Here is a 16,088-nt window from a genome sequence, read left to right as displayed (position 1 = left end):
ACGCAGGCGGGATCGGTTCAGGCCGGTCCCGCCAGCAGGCGCACCGCGCGCTCCGCCGCCGCCATGCCGGAGGCGTAAGCACCATCCACGGTGCCCCACCGATCGATGGAGGTGTATTCGCCGGCGAGGATCACCCGACCGACCGGATCGATGAACAGGCGGCGCGACCCGCTGCCCCCGGGAAGCGCGACGGCCATCGCGCCCCGGATCAGCGGATGGCGCGACCAACGCGACACCACCACCGTCTCCAGATTCGACACCGCCCGCGCCCCGAAGCCAGCGACCAGCGCCTCGCGGGCCAGCGCCAGCCCCGCTGCATCGCCTCGCGCGGCGATCTCCACCGCCTGCTGGTCGCCGAAGGTGAGGACGTGGAGATCGCCGGCCCCGATCCGCGCCTCCAGCAAGGCGGGCGACGTCGTTCCGGCCTTCAGGACCACCCGCTCGTCGGGATCGAGGCCCAGCGGGTTCTCGCGCAACAGGAAGCCGACATGCTCCAGCATGCCGGACGGCAATGCGCGCAGGGCATCCATGATCCGCACCGGAAAGGGCGTGATGCGGATGGCGCCCGCGGCGATCACTGCCGCCGGCACCGCCAGAATTACGCTGCGCGCCTTCAGCGTGCCGCCGCCCTCGAAACCCAGCACCACGCCGTTGCGCACCGCATCGATGCGGGCGACCCGCGTGGAGAACCGCACCGTCAGTCCTGAGCCCAGCCTGTCGAGCAAGGCACCGACGCCGTCCGGCGCGCGGGAATCGTCGGCCGGCGTCTGGCGGCGGGCGAGATCGACGGTGGACACCTTGTCGAGCGGCCGTCCGATGCCGAGAGGGCCCAGCAGGGCGGCGACCGTGCCGTCCCATGGCCCGCCCTCCGGCAGGGTGGCCGCCACGGCGATATCGCGGCCTGCATCGGCGGTCGCCGCAATCGCCCGGTTGGCGCGGCCGAGCGCGGCGAGAAAGCCGTCATAGCCGCCATTGCTCGCCTCGCGGCCATCGACATAGAGCCGGCGCGCCACCGCGAGCGCGGTCGGCGTGATGCCCGCGCTTGCAGCCGCCGCGGCCAGCGGCCCGCCCGAATCCAGCCGCGCCACACCCAGATCGAGAGGCGTGCCGCCCAGGGTTTCGGTACGAGCCCGGCCACCCAGCGCCCGGGAGGCCTCGATCAGCATGCAACTGCGCCCCGCCGCGGCCAGCGCACGGGCCGCGGCGATGCCCGCAGCCCCGCCGCCGACCACCGCAACCTCCACCTCTGCCGCACCCTGCGCCTCGGCACTGCGCCACAGGGCCGGCAAGGCGAGCCCGCCCGCCAGCAAGCCTAACGCGTCGCGCCGGCGCAGCGGGGTCGTGAGACAGGCGGTTCGGGAAGCGCTGTCGGCGGGATCGAAAGGGTTCATCGCGGCAAGGCTAGCATGGCGAGACGCGGCGGAAGAAGCCGTCGGGTGCGGCGTTCGCGATTCATGTTCCGTTCGCCGGGAACGAATCGGGATTCCCGGCGAACCGCGGCCGATGCAAGCAAAAAACGAAAAAGCCGAGTCGCATCATATGTTTCGCCCGCTCCCGCCCTTCGTCCTTGAGCACGGAAGAGCATGCACCTAGGTAAGGTGCGCCCCAACCGGATCCCGCCATGCTCCAGATCGCGCTGCTCTCCTTCGCCGAGACCTTCGCCCCGCAGCACCGTTCGGTGCTGCTGCGCTCGGTCGGGCTCGCCATCGGCCTGCTGGTGGTGCTGGGCATCGCGGCACAGGCGACGCTCGCCCGGATGGTCGACCTCGACTGGCACTGGGCCGAGATCCTCATCGACCTCGCAGCCGCGCTGGGCATCATCGTCGCGGCGGTGTTCCTCGTCCCGCCGGTGACCTCGCTCATCGCCGGCCTGTTCCTCGACGACGTGGCGGAGACGGTGGAGCGGACGGACTTCCCGGACGAGCCGGTGGGACGGGCCGTGCCGGTGGGGCGGTCCATCGTCATGACGATCCGCTTCTTCGGGGTGATGGTGTTGGTGAACCTCATCGCCCTGCTTCTCCTGCTGGTGCCGGGCGTCAATCTCATCGTGTTCTATGTTGCCAACGGCTATCTGCTGGGGCGCGAATATTTCCAGCTCGCCGCCCTTCGCTATCGCAGCGAACAGGAGGCGGCGGAGCTGCGCAGCTGCTACGGCCTGCGCATCTTCATCGCCGGGCTGATGATCGCGGTGGTCGTCTCGATCCCGATCGTCAATCTCGTCACCCCGATCTTCGCGACCATCTTCATGGTGCGGCTGCATCATCGGATCGGACGCGAGGCCGGCCGGCTCACGCCGGCGCCGGGGTCTTTTCCGGCCAGCGGCACAAATCGGCAATGAGGCAGCGGGGGCATTCCGGCAGGCGTGCCTTGCAGACATAACGCCCGTGCAGGATCAGCCAATGATGGGCGTGCAGCTTGAAGCGGTCGGGAATCGCCTTTTCCAACCCCAGCTCGACTGCAAGCGGGGTCGTGCCCGGCGCAAGACCCGTGCGGTTCGCAACACGAAACAGGTGGGTGTCGACCGCGATCGTCGGTTCGCCGAAGGCGATGTTCAGAACGACATTGGCAGTCTTGCGCCCCACGCCGGGCAGCGCTTCCAGCGCCTCGCGGTCTCGCGGAACCTGGCCGCCATGCTCAGCGATGAGCAGGCGCGACAGTTCGACCACGTTCTTTGCCTTGCCGCGATAAAGGCCGAGCGTGCGGATGTGGCGGGCGACACCTTCCTCGCCCAGCGCGACCATGGCCGCCGGCGTCGGGGCCGCGGCGAAGAGCCCTCGCGTCGCCTTGTTCACCCCGGCATCGGTCGCCTGTGCGGAAAGCACGACCGCAACCAGCAGGGTGAAGGGGTCGCTGTGATCGAGCTCGCCACGCGGCTCGGGATCAGCCGCCTCGAAGCGCGAGAAGGCCTCGACGACCTCCGCCTTGGTCCAGCGCCGGAACCGGGCGCCCACCGCGGCCGCAGCCGCATTGGCGACCGCGCGACGCCGCCGGCGCGGCGCATCCGGTACGGCGTCATCCCCGTTCGCCACAACCACCTGCGCGACCTCCTCCAGCCTTTCAGGCGTGCGCGGCACGGAAGCGGTTACCGCCCCCTTGCCGACCCTGCGGCGGGACGCCGCCACAGCCGGCGTCGATGCACTGGAATCCTTGATCTTCTTCGCCATGCGTGACCTATAGTGGCGGGTTGGGCAAACACCAAGCGTCTCCGTCCTTCGTGGCGTCGCGACAGAGTTTCAAGGATGCAGCCTTCCATATCTGCCGAGGATCCGGCCGATCTCGTGCCCGAGGATGCCGACGCGACGGGCCTCGAACCCACCCTCTATGAAGCGACGCTGATCCCCTATCGTTCGCTGGACGAGCGGGGTTTTCTCATCGTGATGCTGGTCATCGCGGGGGTCAGCTTCGCCTGCGGCCTCGCCTTCATGCTGATGGGCGCCTGGCCGGTGATGGGGCTGTTCGGGCTCGACGTGCTTCTGATGTGGATCGCGCTGCGTATGAACTTCCATGCCGCGCGTGCCCGCGAGGAGATCACGGTGACGCCGAGCCGGCTCACCGTCCGCAAGGTATCGCCCAACGGTTTCGCGGTGGACACCGAGATGAACCCGCTCTGGACCCGGCTCCAAACCGAGGTGCACGAGGAGTTCGGCATGCAGAAGCTCACCCTCATCTCGCGCGGCACCCCCACCGAGATCGGCGGCTTCCTGCACGCCAGCGAGCGCAAGGAGATCGCCGCCGGCCTGTCGACGGCCCTCGCCGTCGCCAAGCGCGGCATAGACCGCAGCCTGACGTGAGCGCAGGTCAGCGGACGCCTGCGTCGAAAACGGGTGGCGGGGCTTCGCCCGCCATGGTCCGATCGGATCAGGAGGCAACGACCATGCTCGCACCCGACATCAACTTGCTGCCGCCGCTGGAAGGCCCCGCCGTCGATTATGAGGTGGTACGCCGTGCCGTCGGCTTTGTGAACCGGTCCTTCCGCGACCAGCCCGATGTCGAGGCGATCGCCCGCGCCGCCGGCGTCACCCCGCGCGCCCTAACCGACCTGTTCCGCCGCTGGTGCGGACTGACGCCGAAGGACTTCCTGCAGGCGGTCACGCTGGATGCGGCGCGGCGGGTGCTGGCGGAATCCGGCAATGTGCTTGATGCCGCCTATGAGGTGGGCCTGTCCGGGCCCGGTCGCCTGCACGATCTGTTCGTGGTGCACGAATCCATGTCGCCGGGGGAATGGAAGACGGGCGGTGCCGGGCTGGTGATCCGTTGGGGCTTTCATGCCTCGCCCTTCGGCAGCGCCCTCGCCATGGTCACGCCGCGCGGGCTGTGCGGCCTCGCCTTTGCTGACGAAGGCGAGGAGGAGGCAGCTCTGGCCGACATGCGCAGGCGCTGGCCGAACGCAACCTATCGCGAGGAGCCGGCGGCAACTGCGCCCTATGCCGCGCGCATCTTCGACCGCGATGCCTGGCGGCCGGACGATCCGCTGCGTGTCGTCTTCATCGGCACGGATTTCGAGGTGCGGGTGTGGGAGACGCTGATGCGCATACCGCTCGGCAAGGCGACCACCTATTCCAGCATAGCGACCTGCGTCGAACGTCCGAAGGCGGCACGCGCGGTCGGGGCGGCGGTCGGGCGCAACCCGATCTCCTTCGTGGTGCCCTGCCACCGCGTGCTCGGCCAGAACGGCGACCTCACCGGCTATCACTGGGGCCTTACGCGCAAGCGGGCGATTCTCGGCTGGGAAGCCGGGCAGGTGGCCGGGGGGTGAACGAGGCCCCAAGGCCCTGGTTCAGTGCGTGACCGATTTCGAGAAGATTTGCACCACCAGCACGCCGGTGATGATGAGACCCAATCCGGCAATGGCAGGGCCATCGAGTTTCTGGCCTTGCCAGAGCCAAGCCACCAGGGCGATCAGCACGATGCCCACGCCCGACCATATCGCATAGGCAATGCCGGTCGGGATGGTACGCAGGCAGATCGAGAGCAGCCACAGCGCGAGGGCATAGCCCACCACCGCAACCGCGCTTGGCCCCGCTTTCGTGAAGCCGTCGGAACGCGAGAGCGCGCTGGTCGCCACGACCTCGGCGACGATGGCGCCGAGCAGCAGCAGATAGGTCGCCAGCGACGCCACGGGCCGGTCTCAGTCCGCGAGGTCGAGAACGCTCTCGACCGTTGAATCGGCATTGAGACGGTAGATGACCGGCGCGCCGGTGTTCAGCTCGCGCTTCATGATGCCGTCCGGCGTCAGCTTCTCCAGAACCATGATCAGCGCCCGCAGCGAATTGCCGTGCGCGGCCACCAGAACCCGCTCGCCGCGCAGCACGCGGGGCAGGATCTCCTTCACGTAATAGGGCAGCGCGCGGGCGACCGTGTCCTTCAGGCTCTCGCCGCCGGGCGGGGGCACATCATAGGAGCGGCGCCAGATATGCACCTGCTCCTCGCCCCATTTGGCACGGGCATCATCCTTGTTCAGGCCGGAGAGGTCGCCATAGTCGCGCTCGTTCAGCGCCTGGTCGCAGATGACGGGCAGATTGTCCTCGCCCATTTCCTCGAGGATGAGATCGAGCGTGTCCTGGGCGCGTTTGAGGTCCGAGGTGAAGCAGACATCGAAGCTGAGCCCCTCGGCCTTCAGCCGCTTGCCGGCCTTGCGCGCCTCGTCGACGCCGCGCGGCGTCAGGTCCGGGTCGCGCCAGCCGGTGAACAGGTTCTTCAGGTTCCACTCGCTCTGGCCGTGGCGGACGAGGACGAGAAGGCGATCGGACATGGAGCTCATTCTCCAGAAGGGTGCGGGACAGGCGGCAGATCAGATGTCGGCGAGGCCGAGCACGTCGTTCATGGAATAGAGGCCGGGCTTGCGGCCCCGCGCCCAGCGTGCCGCGGCCAGCGCGCCGCGGGCGAAGATCATGCGGTCCTCGGCACGATGGCCGATCGAGATGCGCTCATGCGGGCCGGCGAAGATCACCTCGTGCTCGCCCACCACGGTGCCGCCGCGCAGCGTCGCGAAGCCGATCTCGCCCGGCGTGCGGGCGCCGGTGATGCCGTGTCGCTCGAACACGCCATGGCTCGACAGCGCGACCTGCCGTCCCGCTGCCGCCGCTTCGCCCAGCAGCAGTGCGGTACCGGAGGGGGCGTCGATCTTGCGGTTGTGGTGCATCTCCAGCACCTCGATGTCGAAGCTGTCGTCGAGCGTCGCTGCCACCCGCTTCACCAGCGCGGCGACCAGATTGACGCCGAGGCTCATATTGCCCGACTTCACGATGGTGGCGTGCCGCGCGGCGGCCTCGACGGCCGCCTGCTCGGCCGCGTCGAACCCGGTGGTGCCGATCACGTGCACGATGCGCGCCTGCGCGGCGAGGCCAGCAAAGGCGATGCTGGCCTTGGGAATGGTGAAGTCGATTACGCCCTCGGCAGCGGCGAAAAGCGGCAAGGCGTCATCGCTCACCGTGACGTCGAGCGGTGGCAAGCCGGCCAGCACGCCGGCATCGGTGCCCAGATGGGGGCTACCCTCGGGCTCCACCGCGCCGGCCAGAACAAGGTCCGGCGCCTCGGCAATGGCACGCACAAGTGTACGGCCCATGCGCCCGCTGGCGCCTACGACGACGAGCCGCATCTGCGACATCTTGCCAACACTCCCGCGCTTTTGAGCCGGTATAGCGGTCCCGGCGAGCGGCGGAAAGTGCCCGCGGCCTTGTCATTCCGTCGGGATGCGCGACATTAGAGGCAAGCTCGCTTGACGGGCGCGCGGCATGGCTGTAGAGGTCGCGCAACTTTTTGAAGGAGCGGCGCCGAAATGCGCAAGAATATTATCCTTATCGTAGGACGGCGCGTCGCCGCGGAGGCAGCCTGAGGGCTCCTGCCGCATGAATGGTGACGCGCTAAAACGGGCCCCTGACGGGGCCTTTTGATTTTCTGGGCGACAACGACAGACAGAACCGAGCAGCGTTCGAAAGGAAGACGACCATGATGCGCGAGATGACCGGCGCCGAAATGGTGATCCAGGCCCTGATCGATCAGGGCGTCGAGCATATTTTCGGCTATCCGGGCGGCGCGGTGCTGCCGATCTACGACGCCATGTTCCACAAGAACCAGGTGCAGCACGTGCTCGTGCGCCACGAGCAGGGCGCGGTGCACATGGCGGAAGGCTATGCCCGCTCCTCCGGCAAGGTCGGCGTCGTGCTGGTGACCTCGGGGCCCGGCGCCACCAATGCCGTCACCGGACTGACCGACGCGCTGCTGGATTCGATTCCGCTGGTCTGCATCACCGGGCAGGTTCCGACCCATCTCATCGGCTCGGATGCCTTCCAGGAGTGCGACACGGTCGGCATCACCCGGCCCTGCACCAAGCACAATTATCTCGTCCGCGACGTCAACGACCTCGCCCGCGTGCTGCACGAGGCATTCTATGTCGCCGCCAATGGCCGTCCCGGGCCGGTGGTGGTCGACATCCCGAAGGACGTGCAGTTCGCCAGGGGCACCTATGTCGGCCCCGAGAACATCTCGCACAAGACCTACCAGCCGCGCCTCAACGGCGACCCGGAGAAGGTCCGCGCCGCGGTCGAGCTGCTGGCCAAGGCCAAGCGCCCTGTGTTCTACACCGGCGGCGGCGTCATCAATTCCGGCCCGGAAGCGAGCCGCCTGCTGCGCGAATTCGCCCGGCTGACCGGCTTCCCGGTCACCTCGACCCTGATGGGCCTCGGCGCCTATCCGGCGGCCGACAAGCAGTGGCTCGGCATGCTGGGCATGCACGGCACCTACGAAGCCAACATGGCGATGCATGATTGCGACGTCATGGTGTGCGTCGGCGCGCGCTTCGACGACCGCATCACCGGCCGCGTCGATGCCTTCTCGCCGGGCTCGAAGAAGATTCACATCGACATCGACCCGTCCTCGATCAACAAGAACATCAAGATCGACCTGCCGATCATCGGCGACGTCAAGCACGTGCTCTCCGACATGCTGACCCAGTGGCGCGCGATGAAGGCCGAGCCGGACCGCAAGGCCATCGCCGGCTGGTGGGGCCAGATCGACGCGTGGCGCGCCCGCAAGTCGCTGTCCTATGTGAAGTCGCCGGACGTCATCAAGCCGCAATACGCCATTGAGCGGCTCCACAACGCGGTGAAGGACAAGGACGTCTACGTCACCACCGAGGTCGGCCAGCACCAGATGTGGGCGGCCCAGCACTTCCACTTCGAGGAGCCGAACCGCTGGATGACCTCCGGCGGCCTCGGCACCATGGGCTACGGCCTGCCGGCGGCGATCGGCGTGCAGGTGGCCCATCCGGGCAGCCTCGTCATCGACATCGCCGGGGAAGCCTCGATCCAGATGTGCCTGCAGGAGCTGTCGACCGCCCTGCAGTTCAACCTTCCGGTCAAGATCTTCGTGCTGAACAACGAATATATGGGCATGGTCCGGCAGTGGCAGGACCTGCTCCATGGCGGGCGCTACTCGCATTCCTATTCGGAATCGCTGCCCGATTTCGTGAAGCTGGCCGAGGCCTATGGCGCGGTCGGCATGCGCTGCCACCGCCCCGGCGACCTCGACGCGGCGATCCAGGAAATGATCAGCGTCGATCGTCCCGTGCTGTTCGACTGCCTGGTCGACCAGAAGGAGAACTGCCTGCCGATGATCCCCTCGGGCAAGCCGCACAACGAGATGATCCTGCCCGATCATCCCGAAGCGCTGGACGAGGCGATCGACGAGGAAGGCAAGATGCTGGTGTGACCCCGGCCCCCGGCCGCCGGACGGCGCGCGCTCCCTCCCCGCTCGGGAAAGGATCGCCGCCGGGCGGCGGTGAGGTGCGCCGCGCCTCGCATCCCGTACGCTGTTCTCCCGATTTGCCGAGTACCCTCATGCCCCCCGTCCAGGAAGCCCCCGAGCGCCACACCCTCTCTCTTCTGGTCGACAACGAGCCGGGCGTGCTCGCCCGCATCGTCGGCCTGTTCTCGGGCCGCGGCTACAACATCGACAGCCTCACCGTCTCCGAGGTGAGTCACGACAGCAAGCTCTCGCGCATCACCGTGGTCACCACCGGCGCGCCGATGATCATCGACCAGATCAAGAGCCAGCTCGACCGGCTCGTGCCAGTGCATCGCGTCGTCGACCTCACCGTCGCCGGCAAGTCGGTGGAGCGCGAACTGGCGCTCATCAAGGTGCGCGGCAAGGGCGAGATCCGGCAGGAAGCACTCTTGATCGCGGAGAGCTTCCGCGCCCGCACCGTCGACACCACGCTGGAGAGCTTCGTCTTCGAGATCACCGGCAAGCCGGACAAGATCGACCAGTTCGTTTCGCTGCTGGTGCCGCTCGGCCTTGTGGAAGTCTCGCGCACCGGCGTGGCGGCCATTGGCCGCGGCTCCGATCCCATGTGAGGATGCTCCGATACGTCTGCGTGAGTCGGAGATGACGGTGGGTGAGACGAGACGGCCGGCAGAATGGGGGGATTGCGGGCCCGGGCCATGTGCCCATGAGTGACCGGTCGGCCACCGAGCGTTCCGGCCGTGAGCGCCTCTCCGTCGAGGACTCTGCCCCTCGCGCCGTCGTCGCCCCGCACAAGCCGCTCTGGCTGCAGGCGGCGCCGGTCATCTTCCTGCTGCTCTGGTCGGGCGGCTTCGCGGTGGCGAAGGTCGGCATCCTCTATACCGGCCCTTTCACCCTGCTTGCCTGGCGCTACGGGATCGTGCTGCTGATCCTGCTGCCGCTGATCGCCTGGTTCCGCCCGCCCTTTCCGCGCAATCCGCGCGCCTATCTGCACCTGGTGGTGATCGGTTTCCTCATCCAGGTACTCTATTTCAACCTGTCCTATTTCGCCTTCCGCTTCGGCGTCTCGGCGGGCGCGCTCTCGCTCATCGTCTCCTTGCAGCCCATCGTGGTCGGCCTTGCCGCGCCGTTGCTGGCCGGAGAAAGCGTGGGCGCCAAGCGCTGGGGCGGGCTGCTGCTCGGCCTTGCCGGCGCGGCGCTGGTGATCGTTTCGCGCGCCGCGGTAGAGGTGACGGCCCCGGTCACCGTTTTCCTCGCCATCGGCGCGCTGCTCGCGATGTGCAGCGCCGCACTCTACGAAAAGCGCTTCGGCACCCCGCAACACCCGCTGATCGCAAATGGCGTGCAATATGCGGTGGGCTTCGTGTGCACGCTGCCGCTCGCCTTCATCATGGAGGATGGCCACGTCATCTGGTCCGTCCCCTTCATCGGCGCGCTGGCCTATCTCATCATCGGCAATTCCCTGATCGCGATCTCGCTCTATTTGGCGATGATCCGGGCCGGCGAAGTCTCGCGCGTTTCGGCACTGTTCTTCCTCGTGCCGCCCTGCTCGGCGCTCATCGCCTGGCTGCTGGTCGGGGAAGCCATGCCTCCGCTGGCCTGGGCCGGCATGGCGCTGGCCGCGGCGGGCGTCGCGCTCGCCTCGATGCAGCGCCTGCCCTGGCAACGAACCGCCGGCAGGTGAAGGAAATCGCGCACGGCATCGTCCACCGTCTTGCAGGCCGCGGGGTGCTGCTGTAGGAGAGAACCGTAACGTACGGTACGGATTTTTCCGGCAATGACGACGTCCACGGATCCCGCAGGCGAGGAGCTCACAGCACGGCAGCAGGCCGTGCTGGATGCCGTGCTCGCGCTGATGGTCGAGCAGGGCGGCGACGTCACCATGACCGCGGTCGCCCGCCGCGCGAGCTGCTCGAAAGAGAGCCTTTACAAATGGTTCGGCGACCGGGACGGGCTCCTGACCGCGACCATCCGCTGGCAGGCCTCCAAGGTGCGCGCCGGCAATTACGACCGCCAGCGGCTCGATGCGCTCGCCCTGCGCGACAGCCTCATCCGCTTCGCCGCAAACTGGCTCTCGGTCATTTCCAGCCCCACCTCCATCGCGCTGAACCGCTTCGCCATCGCCCGGGCCGGGGCGGGCGAGAGCAATCTCGGCGCGATCATGCTGGGCAACGGGCGCTTCGCCATCGGCGAGCGACTGAAGCCGGTGCTGGATGCCGGGCGCGAGGCCGGGCTCATCACCTTCGCCGACACAGAAACCGCCTTCCGCACCTTCCTCGGCCTCGTCGGGCGCGACGTGCAGATCCGCGTCCTGCTCGGCGACACGCTCGACCTCAGTCCTGCCGCGGTCGAGGCCGACGCGGCCCGGGCCACCGACCAGTTCCTCGCCCTTTACGGCACCGGCCGCGCGCCGGGCCGTGCCTGAACCAACGCGACATAAAAGGAGACCCCCATGCGCGTTTATTACGATCGCGACGCCGACCTGAACCTGATCAAGGGCAAGAAGGTCGCCATCATCGGCTACGGTTCGCAGGGTCGCGCCCATGCGCTGAACCTGAAGGATTCGGGCGTGAAGGACATCGCCATCGGCCTGAAGCCGGGCTCGGCGACCGCGAAGAAGGTCGAGGCCGACGGCCTCAAGGTCATGACCGTCGCCGAGGTCGCCAAGTGGGCCGACCTGATGATGATGGCCACCCCGGACGAGCTGCAGGCCGACATCTGGCGCGACGAGATCGCCCCGAACATCCGTGACGGCGCCGCCATCGCCTTCGCGCACGGCCTCAACGTGCATTTCGGCCTGATCGAGCCGAAGGCGACCGTCGACGTCATCATGATCGCGCCGAAGGGGCCCGGCCACACCGTGCGCGGCGAATACCAGAAGGGCGGCGGCGTGCCGTGCCTCGTGGCGGTGCACCAGGACGCCTCGGGCAATGCGCTCGACCTCGGCCTGTCCTATGCGTCGGGTGTCGGCGGCGGTCGTTCGGGCATCATCGAGACCACCTTCAAGGAAGAGTGCGAGACCGATCTGTTCGGCGAGCAGGTCGTGCTCTGCGGCGGCCTCGTCGAGCTGATCCGCGCCGGCTTCGAGACGCTGGTGGAAGCGGGCTACGCGCCGGAGATGGCCTATTTCGAGTGCCTGCACGAAGTGAAGCTGATCGTCGACCTCATCTATGAGGGCGGCATCGCCAACATGAACTACTCGATCTCCAACACCGCCGAGTGGGGCGAGTACGTCACCGGCCCGCGCATCATCACCGAAGCGACCAAGGCGGAGATGAAGCGTGTCCTCACGGACATCCAGACCGGCAAGTTCACCTCGGACTGGATGCAGGAGTACAAGGCCGGCGCCGCGCGCTTCAAGGGCATCCGCCGCGTCAACGATGCCCACCAGATCGAGCAGGTCGGCGAGAAGCTGCGCGGCATGATGCCGTGGATCGGCAAGAACAAGCTGGTCGACAAGGCGAAGAACTGAGCCTTTCGCGCTCCGTATCCGACAGGCCATGGCCGGGCGCGTCCCGGCCATGCGCGTTTCGAGGCGGCTGGCGCTCTCGGCGCGCCTACCACCCGAACAGCTTCATCGCCGCGGAACCCGGCGCCAGCAGCACGAAGGCCCACAGCGCGGCGGAGCCGACATTGGCGAGCTGAAACGGAAGGCGCGGCATCTCGAACATGCCGGCCACCAGCGGCACGACGGCGCGCAGCGGACCGAAGAAGCGCCCGAGGAACACGCTCCAGACGCCGTGGCGACGGAAGAAACGCTCGCCCTTGTCGAGCATGTCGAGATGGTTGCGCAGGATCGGAAAGCTGCGGACCCGGTCCTTAAAATAGCGCCCGACCCAGTAGGACACGGTGTCGCCGAGCGCGGCACCGAGCGTCGCTCCCGCCCAGACCGGCAGGAAACCGAGTCCACCCGCCGCGATCAGCGGACCCATGCCCACCAGGATGACGGTGGCCGGCACCAGCAACGAAATCACCGCCAGCGACTCGCCGAAGGCCAGCAGGAAGGCGATGAAGGGCGCGTAGTGCCGGTGCGCCTCGACGAAGCCGAGCGCCTCGCGCGCCATCTGTTCGATCTCGGGCACGCCGGCCTCCCTACAGCCGGTCGCGCAGGGCGTAATAGCTCAGCCCCGCCGCCAGCAGCGGCCAGCGCATCAGCGGTCCGCCGGGAAAGCCCGGCGTCGGCGCGCGCGCCATCAGGTCGAATTCGCCGAGCACGCCGCGCACCGCATCGGCGAGGATCTTGCCGAAATAGGGCGCCAGCATCACCCCCTGCCCCGAATAGCCGGAGGCGGTGAGCACACGCGGTCCCAGCCGGCGCACGAAGGGCATGCGGGTCATGGTGATGCCGAGGATGCCGCCCCAGCCATAGTCGATCCGCACATCGGCGAGCTGGGGAAACACCTTGAGCATATAGGGCCGCACGAAGGCGCCGGGATCGGCTTTCAGCGTGCGCCGATAGGTTTCCCCACCGCCGAACAGCAGCCGGCCGTCGCGGCTCAGCCGGTAATAATTCACCACGAACCGGCTGTCCGCCACCGCCGCGTCATTGGCGATGATGCTCTTCGCCCGCTCGCCGAGCGGCTCGGTGGCGGCGATGTAGTTCGCGATCGGCATGACATGGCGGTCGACCCGCCTGTCGAGGCCGTCCTGCAGGCCATCGCCGCATTCCAGTACCCACTCCGCCTCGACCGAACCGCCGCCGGAGACCTCCACCGTCACCTTCGCGCCCTCGCGCACCGCCAGCGCACGGCTGTTCTCGTGGATCCGCGCGCCGGCGCGGGAGGCCGCCTGGGCAAGGCCGAGCGCCAGGTTCAGCGGGTGGAGATGACCGCCATCGGCGTCGATCATGCCGCCATAATAGGCCGAGGAACCGACCAGAGCGGCGAGTTCGTCCCGCGAGAGAGGCCGGGCGTGGGGGTAGTGGTAGACCTCGGTCAGCTTGCGGGCATAGGCATGGGTGTGAGCGACATAGCCGGGCTTGTGGTCGGCCGCGATCAGGCCCGGCCGATAGTCGCAGGCGATGGCGTGGCGGGCGATCAGCCCCTTCAGATGCGCCTTGGCGTCCTCGGCGAGCGTCCACAATTTGCGGGCATCGTCCATGCCCATGTGCTGCTCGATCCAGTCCTGGTCGCGGCGCTGGCCGGTGTGGATCTGCCCGCCATTGCGGCCCGAGGCGCCCGAGCCGACGCGCGCGCCCTCCAGAACCACGACGTCGAGCCCGGCCTGCGCCAGTTCCAGCGCGGCGGACAGTCCGGTATAGCCGCCGCCGATTATGCAGACATCCGCCCGCACCGCGCCCTCCAGCCGCGGGTGGAGCGGATGCGGCAGCGCCGTCGCGGCGTACCAGCTCTCGGGATGGCCTTCACGGGCCGGCGCGTTCACCTGTGTCACCGGCGCGCGAACAGTTTTTCGATGTCGGCGAGCGACAGCGTGATGAAGGTGGGGCGCCCGTGATTGCACTGGGCGGCGTTCGGGGTGTCTTCCATCTCGCGCAACAAGGCGTTCATCTCCTCGGGCCGCAGCCGGCGACCGGCGCGCACCGATCCATGGCACGCCATGGTGGCGGCGACATGAAGAAGCCGTCGCTCCAGCGGCAGGGCGTCGTCCCATTCCTCGGCATGCTCGGCCAGCTCGCGGATCAGCGCGGGAATGTCGGCATCGCCGAGAAGCGCCGGCACCTCGCGCACCAGCAGCGCGCCGGGGCCGAAGGGCTCCACCACCAGACCGAGCGTCGACAGCGCGTCCGTCCGCTCCGCGAGACGATCGGCCTCCGCGGGGTCCAGCTCGACCACCAGCGGCAGCAGCAGCATCTGCCGGCGCACCCCGTCGCGGGCCAGCGCCTGCTTCAGCCGCTCATAGACGATGCGCTCATGGGCGGCGTGCTGGTCAACGATGACGGCGCCGTCCCGGGTCTGGGCGACGATATAGGTTTCATGCAGCTGCGCCCGCGCGGCGCCGAGCGGGCGATCCATCAGGTCGGGGGCGGCCGGCGCCGCGCCGGCCCGCGCATCGGCCGAGGGCGCAAGATCGAGGCCGAGGCCGGCGGCCGCGATCGGCGGCGGCTCATAGGCGCGCGCCGGCTCGGCAAGGCCAAGGCCCATCTGCCCCGGAGCGGCGCGGCCCGCCGGAGCCGCCCAGGAGGAGCGCCAGTCATGATGGGCGAGCGCCGCCGGGCGCACCATATGCGGCAGATGCGGGGCGCGGCCAACCGGGGACAGCGCGGGCGCGCCGGCCTCGCCCTCATCCGTCAGCGCGCCGCCGAAGCCCGGCACGGCCAGCCGCGCCAGCCGGTCCGCCGTGGTGGTCGCGGTGCGCGGCACGGCGGCTTCCAGCGCGTCGATCAGGGTGCGGATGATGAGCGCGCGCACCAGCCCGCCGTCGCGGAACCGAACCTCGGTCTTCGCCGGGTGCACGTTCACATCCACCTCGCGCGGATCGAGATCGAGGAACAGCGCCAGCACCGGATGGCGGTCGGACGGCAGCAGATCGGCATAGGCCGCCCGCACCGCACCGATCAGCACCTTGTCGCGCACCGGGCGGCCATTGACGAAGAAATATTGCGAGAGCGCATTGGCCTTGGAAAAGGTCGGCAGGCCGGCGAGGCCGGTCAGGCTCACCCCGCCACGCACCCCCTCCACCGCCAGCGCATTGCCCGCGACCTCGTGACCCAGCACCTCGGCGATGCGCGCGCGCCGCCCCTCGATGTCCACGCGGCGCGCGCCCCAGCTCAAGGGCGGGCGCTCCTCCGCGACGAGAGTGAAGGCGACATCCGGGCGCGACAGCGCGAGACGGCGCACCACGTCCACCGCCGCTGCCGTTTCCGCTCGCTCCGACTTCAGGAATTTCAGCCGCGCCGGGGTGGCGAAGAACAGGTCGCGCACCTCCACCCGGGTGCCGGCGCCGAGCGCGGCCGGGCGCACCGGCAGCCGGACGCCGGCCTCGACGCGCACCTCATGCGCGCCTGCCGCGCCCGAAAGCCGCGAGGCGATGGACAGCCGCGCCACCGCACCGATCGAGGGCAGCGCCTCGCCGCGGAAGCCGAGCGTCGCGATCTGCGTCAGATCCTCGTCGTCGAGCTTGGAGGTGGCATGGCGCTCGACGCAGAGCGCGAGATCGGCCGCGCTCATGCCCCCGCCATCGTCGGTGACGCGGATCAGCCGGCGTCCGCCGCCCTGGAGCACGATCTCGATACGCCGGGCCCCAGCATCGAGGGCGTTCTCGACCAGCTCCTTCACCGCCGCAGCCGGGCGCTCCACCACCTCGCCGGCAGCGATCCGGTCGACGAGGGTGGAAGGGAGCAGGCGCAGCGGCATGAGGCATGAATCCCGTGTCGGACCGGCGGAATC

General features: G+C 68.7%; 16 protein-coding genes. 8 read left to right on the top strand and 8 right to left on the bottom strand.

Annotated features, from left to right (window positions below):
- Positions 1 to 17 precede the first annotated feature (17 nt).
- A complete protein-coding gene (locus tag MWN34_RS09020) occupies positions 18 to 1,391 on the bottom strand; it encodes a flavin monoamine oxidase family protein (RefSeq protein WP_247028636.1) in 1,374 nt (457 codons plus the stop codon).
- Between the two features lie 230 nt (positions 1,392 to 1,621).
- Here MWN34_RS09020 and MWN34_RS09015 point away from each other — a divergent pair, with 230 nt between their 5' ends.
- On the top strand, positions 1,622 to 2,338 hold the full coding sequence (locus MWN34_RS09015) for a sulfate transporter family protein (protein WP_247028634.1): 717 nt from the start codon (positions 1,622 to 1,624) through the stop codon (positions 2,336 to 2,338).
- Here MWN34_RS09015 and nth read toward each other — a convergent pair.
- Positions 2,289 to 3,164: an endonuclease III gene (gene nth / locus MWN34_RS09010; protein WP_247028632.1), complete on the bottom strand. Its 876-nt coding sequence runs from the start codon at positions 3,162 to 3,164 to the stop codon at positions 2,289 to 2,291. The genes MWN34_RS09015 and nth overlap by 50 nt on opposite strands.
- Positions 3,165 to 3,239: 75 nt before the next feature.
- Between nth and MWN34_RS09005 the strand changes: the two genes are divergently transcribed.
- Positions 3,240 to 3,791: a DUF2244 domain-containing protein gene (locus MWN34_RS09005; protein WP_247028630.1), complete on the top strand. Its 552-nt coding sequence runs from the start codon at positions 3,240 to 3,242 to the stop codon at positions 3,789 to 3,791.
- 83 nt (positions 3,792 to 3,874) lie between these two features.
- Positions 3,875 to 4,756 (top strand): methylated-DNA--[protein]-cysteine S-methyltransferase, encoded by an 882-nt coding sequence (locus MWN34_RS09000; RefSeq protein ID WP_247028628.1) that lies wholly within the window; start codon positions 3,875 to 3,877, stop codon positions 4,754 to 4,756.
- Positions 4,757 to 4,777: 21 nt separating this feature from the next.
- Here the strand turns inward: MWN34_RS09000 and MWN34_RS08995 are convergent, their stop codons facing one another.
- Genes MWN34_RS08995 through dapB form a run of 3 tightly spaced genes read right to left on the bottom strand, consistent with a single transcriptional unit; the run spans position 4,778 to position 6,607 of the window.
- Positions 4,778 to 5,110 (bottom strand): SMR family transporter, encoded by a 333-nt coding sequence (locus MWN34_RS08995; RefSeq protein WP_247028847.1) that lies wholly within the window; start codon positions 5,108 to 5,110, stop codon positions 4,778 to 4,780.
- Positions 5,111 to 5,128: 18 nt separating this feature from the next.
- On the bottom strand, positions 5,129 to 5,752 hold the full coding sequence (locus MWN34_RS08990) for a 2,3-bisphosphoglycerate-dependent phosphoglycerate mutase (RefSeq protein ID WP_247028626.1): 624 nt from the start codon (positions 5,750 to 5,752) through the stop codon (positions 5,129 to 5,131).
- A gap of 39 nt (positions 5,753 to 5,791) precedes the next feature.
- Entirely contained in the window at positions 5,792 to 6,607 is an 816-nt protein-coding gene (gene dapB / locus MWN34_RS08985; protein WP_247028624.1) for a 4-hydroxy-tetrahydrodipicolinate reductase, read from the bottom strand.
- A gap of 341 nt (positions 6,608 to 6,948) precedes the next feature.
- Here dapB and MWN34_RS08980 point away from each other — a divergent pair, with 341 nt between their 5' ends.
- From MWN34_RS08980 to ilvC, 5 genes are all read left to right on the top strand, one after another.
- On the top strand, positions 6,949 to 8,709 hold the full coding sequence (locus MWN34_RS08980) for an acetolactate synthase 3 large subunit (RefSeq protein ID WP_247028622.1): 1,761 nt from the start codon (positions 6,949 to 6,951) through the stop codon (positions 8,707 to 8,709).
- Positions 8,710 to 8,837: 128 nt separating this feature from the next.
- Complete coding sequence (gene ilvN, locus MWN34_RS08975) at positions 8,838 to 9,353, top strand: acetolactate synthase small subunit (protein ID WP_247028620.1); 516 nt, start codon at positions 8,838 to 8,840, stop codon at positions 9,351 to 9,353.
- Between the two features lie 95 nt (positions 9,354 to 9,448).
- Positions 9,449 to 10,426: a DMT family transporter gene (locus MWN34_RS08970; RefSeq protein ID WP_247028618.1), complete on the top strand. Its 978-nt coding sequence runs from the start codon at positions 9,449 to 9,451 to the stop codon at positions 10,424 to 10,426.
- A 93-nt stretch (positions 10,427 to 10,519) separates the two neighbouring features.
- Positions 10,520 to 11,167: a TetR/AcrR family transcriptional regulator gene (locus MWN34_RS08965; protein WP_247028616.1), complete on the top strand. Its 648-nt coding sequence runs from the start codon at positions 10,520 to 10,522 to the stop codon at positions 11,165 to 11,167.
- Positions 11,168 to 11,194: 27 nt separating this feature from the next.
- Positions 11,195 to 12,214 (top strand): ketol-acid reductoisomerase, encoded by a 1,020-nt coding sequence (gene ilvC, locus MWN34_RS08960; protein WP_247028615.1) that lies wholly within the window; start codon positions 11,195 to 11,197, stop codon positions 12,212 to 12,214.
- A gap of 85 nt (positions 12,215 to 12,299) precedes the next feature.
- Here the strand turns inward: ilvC and MWN34_RS08955 are convergent, their stop codons facing one another.
- From MWN34_RS08955 to mutL, 3 genes are read right to left on the bottom strand one after another with little or no spacing between them, the layout of a single operon-like run.
- Positions 12,300 to 12,806 (bottom strand): DedA family protein, encoded by a 507-nt coding sequence (locus MWN34_RS08955; protein ID WP_247028845.1) that lies wholly within the window; start codon positions 12,804 to 12,806, stop codon positions 12,300 to 12,302.
- A 28-nt stretch (positions 12,807 to 12,834) separates the two neighbouring features.
- The gene (locus MWN34_RS08950) at positions 12,835 to 14,124 is read right to left on the bottom strand and encodes an NAD(P)/FAD-dependent oxidoreductase (protein ID WP_247028614.1); all 1,290 of its coding nucleotides are present in this window, start codon (positions 14,122 to 14,124) and stop codon (positions 12,835 to 12,837) included.
- 5 nt (positions 14,125 to 14,129) lie between these two features.
- Positions 14,130 to 16,055 carry a DNA mismatch repair endonuclease MutL gene (mutL, locus tag MWN34_RS08945; protein ID WP_247028613.1) on the bottom strand — a complete coding sequence of 642 codons (1,926 nt, stop codon included), beginning with the start codon at positions 16,053 to 16,055 and terminating at the stop codon, positions 14,130 to 14,132.
- Between the last annotated feature and the right edge of the window lie 33 nt (positions 16,056 to 16,088).

The organism is Ancylobacter crimeensis, from assembly GCF_023016805.1.
In the GTDB taxonomy this organism is placed as follows: domain Bacteria; phylum Pseudomonadota; class Alphaproteobacteria; order Rhizobiales; family Xanthobacteraceae; genus Ancylobacter; species Ancylobacter crimeensis.
The sequence above is the reverse complement of the archived record's forward strand: the minus strand, read 5'-3'. Positions and strand labels throughout refer to the sequence as shown.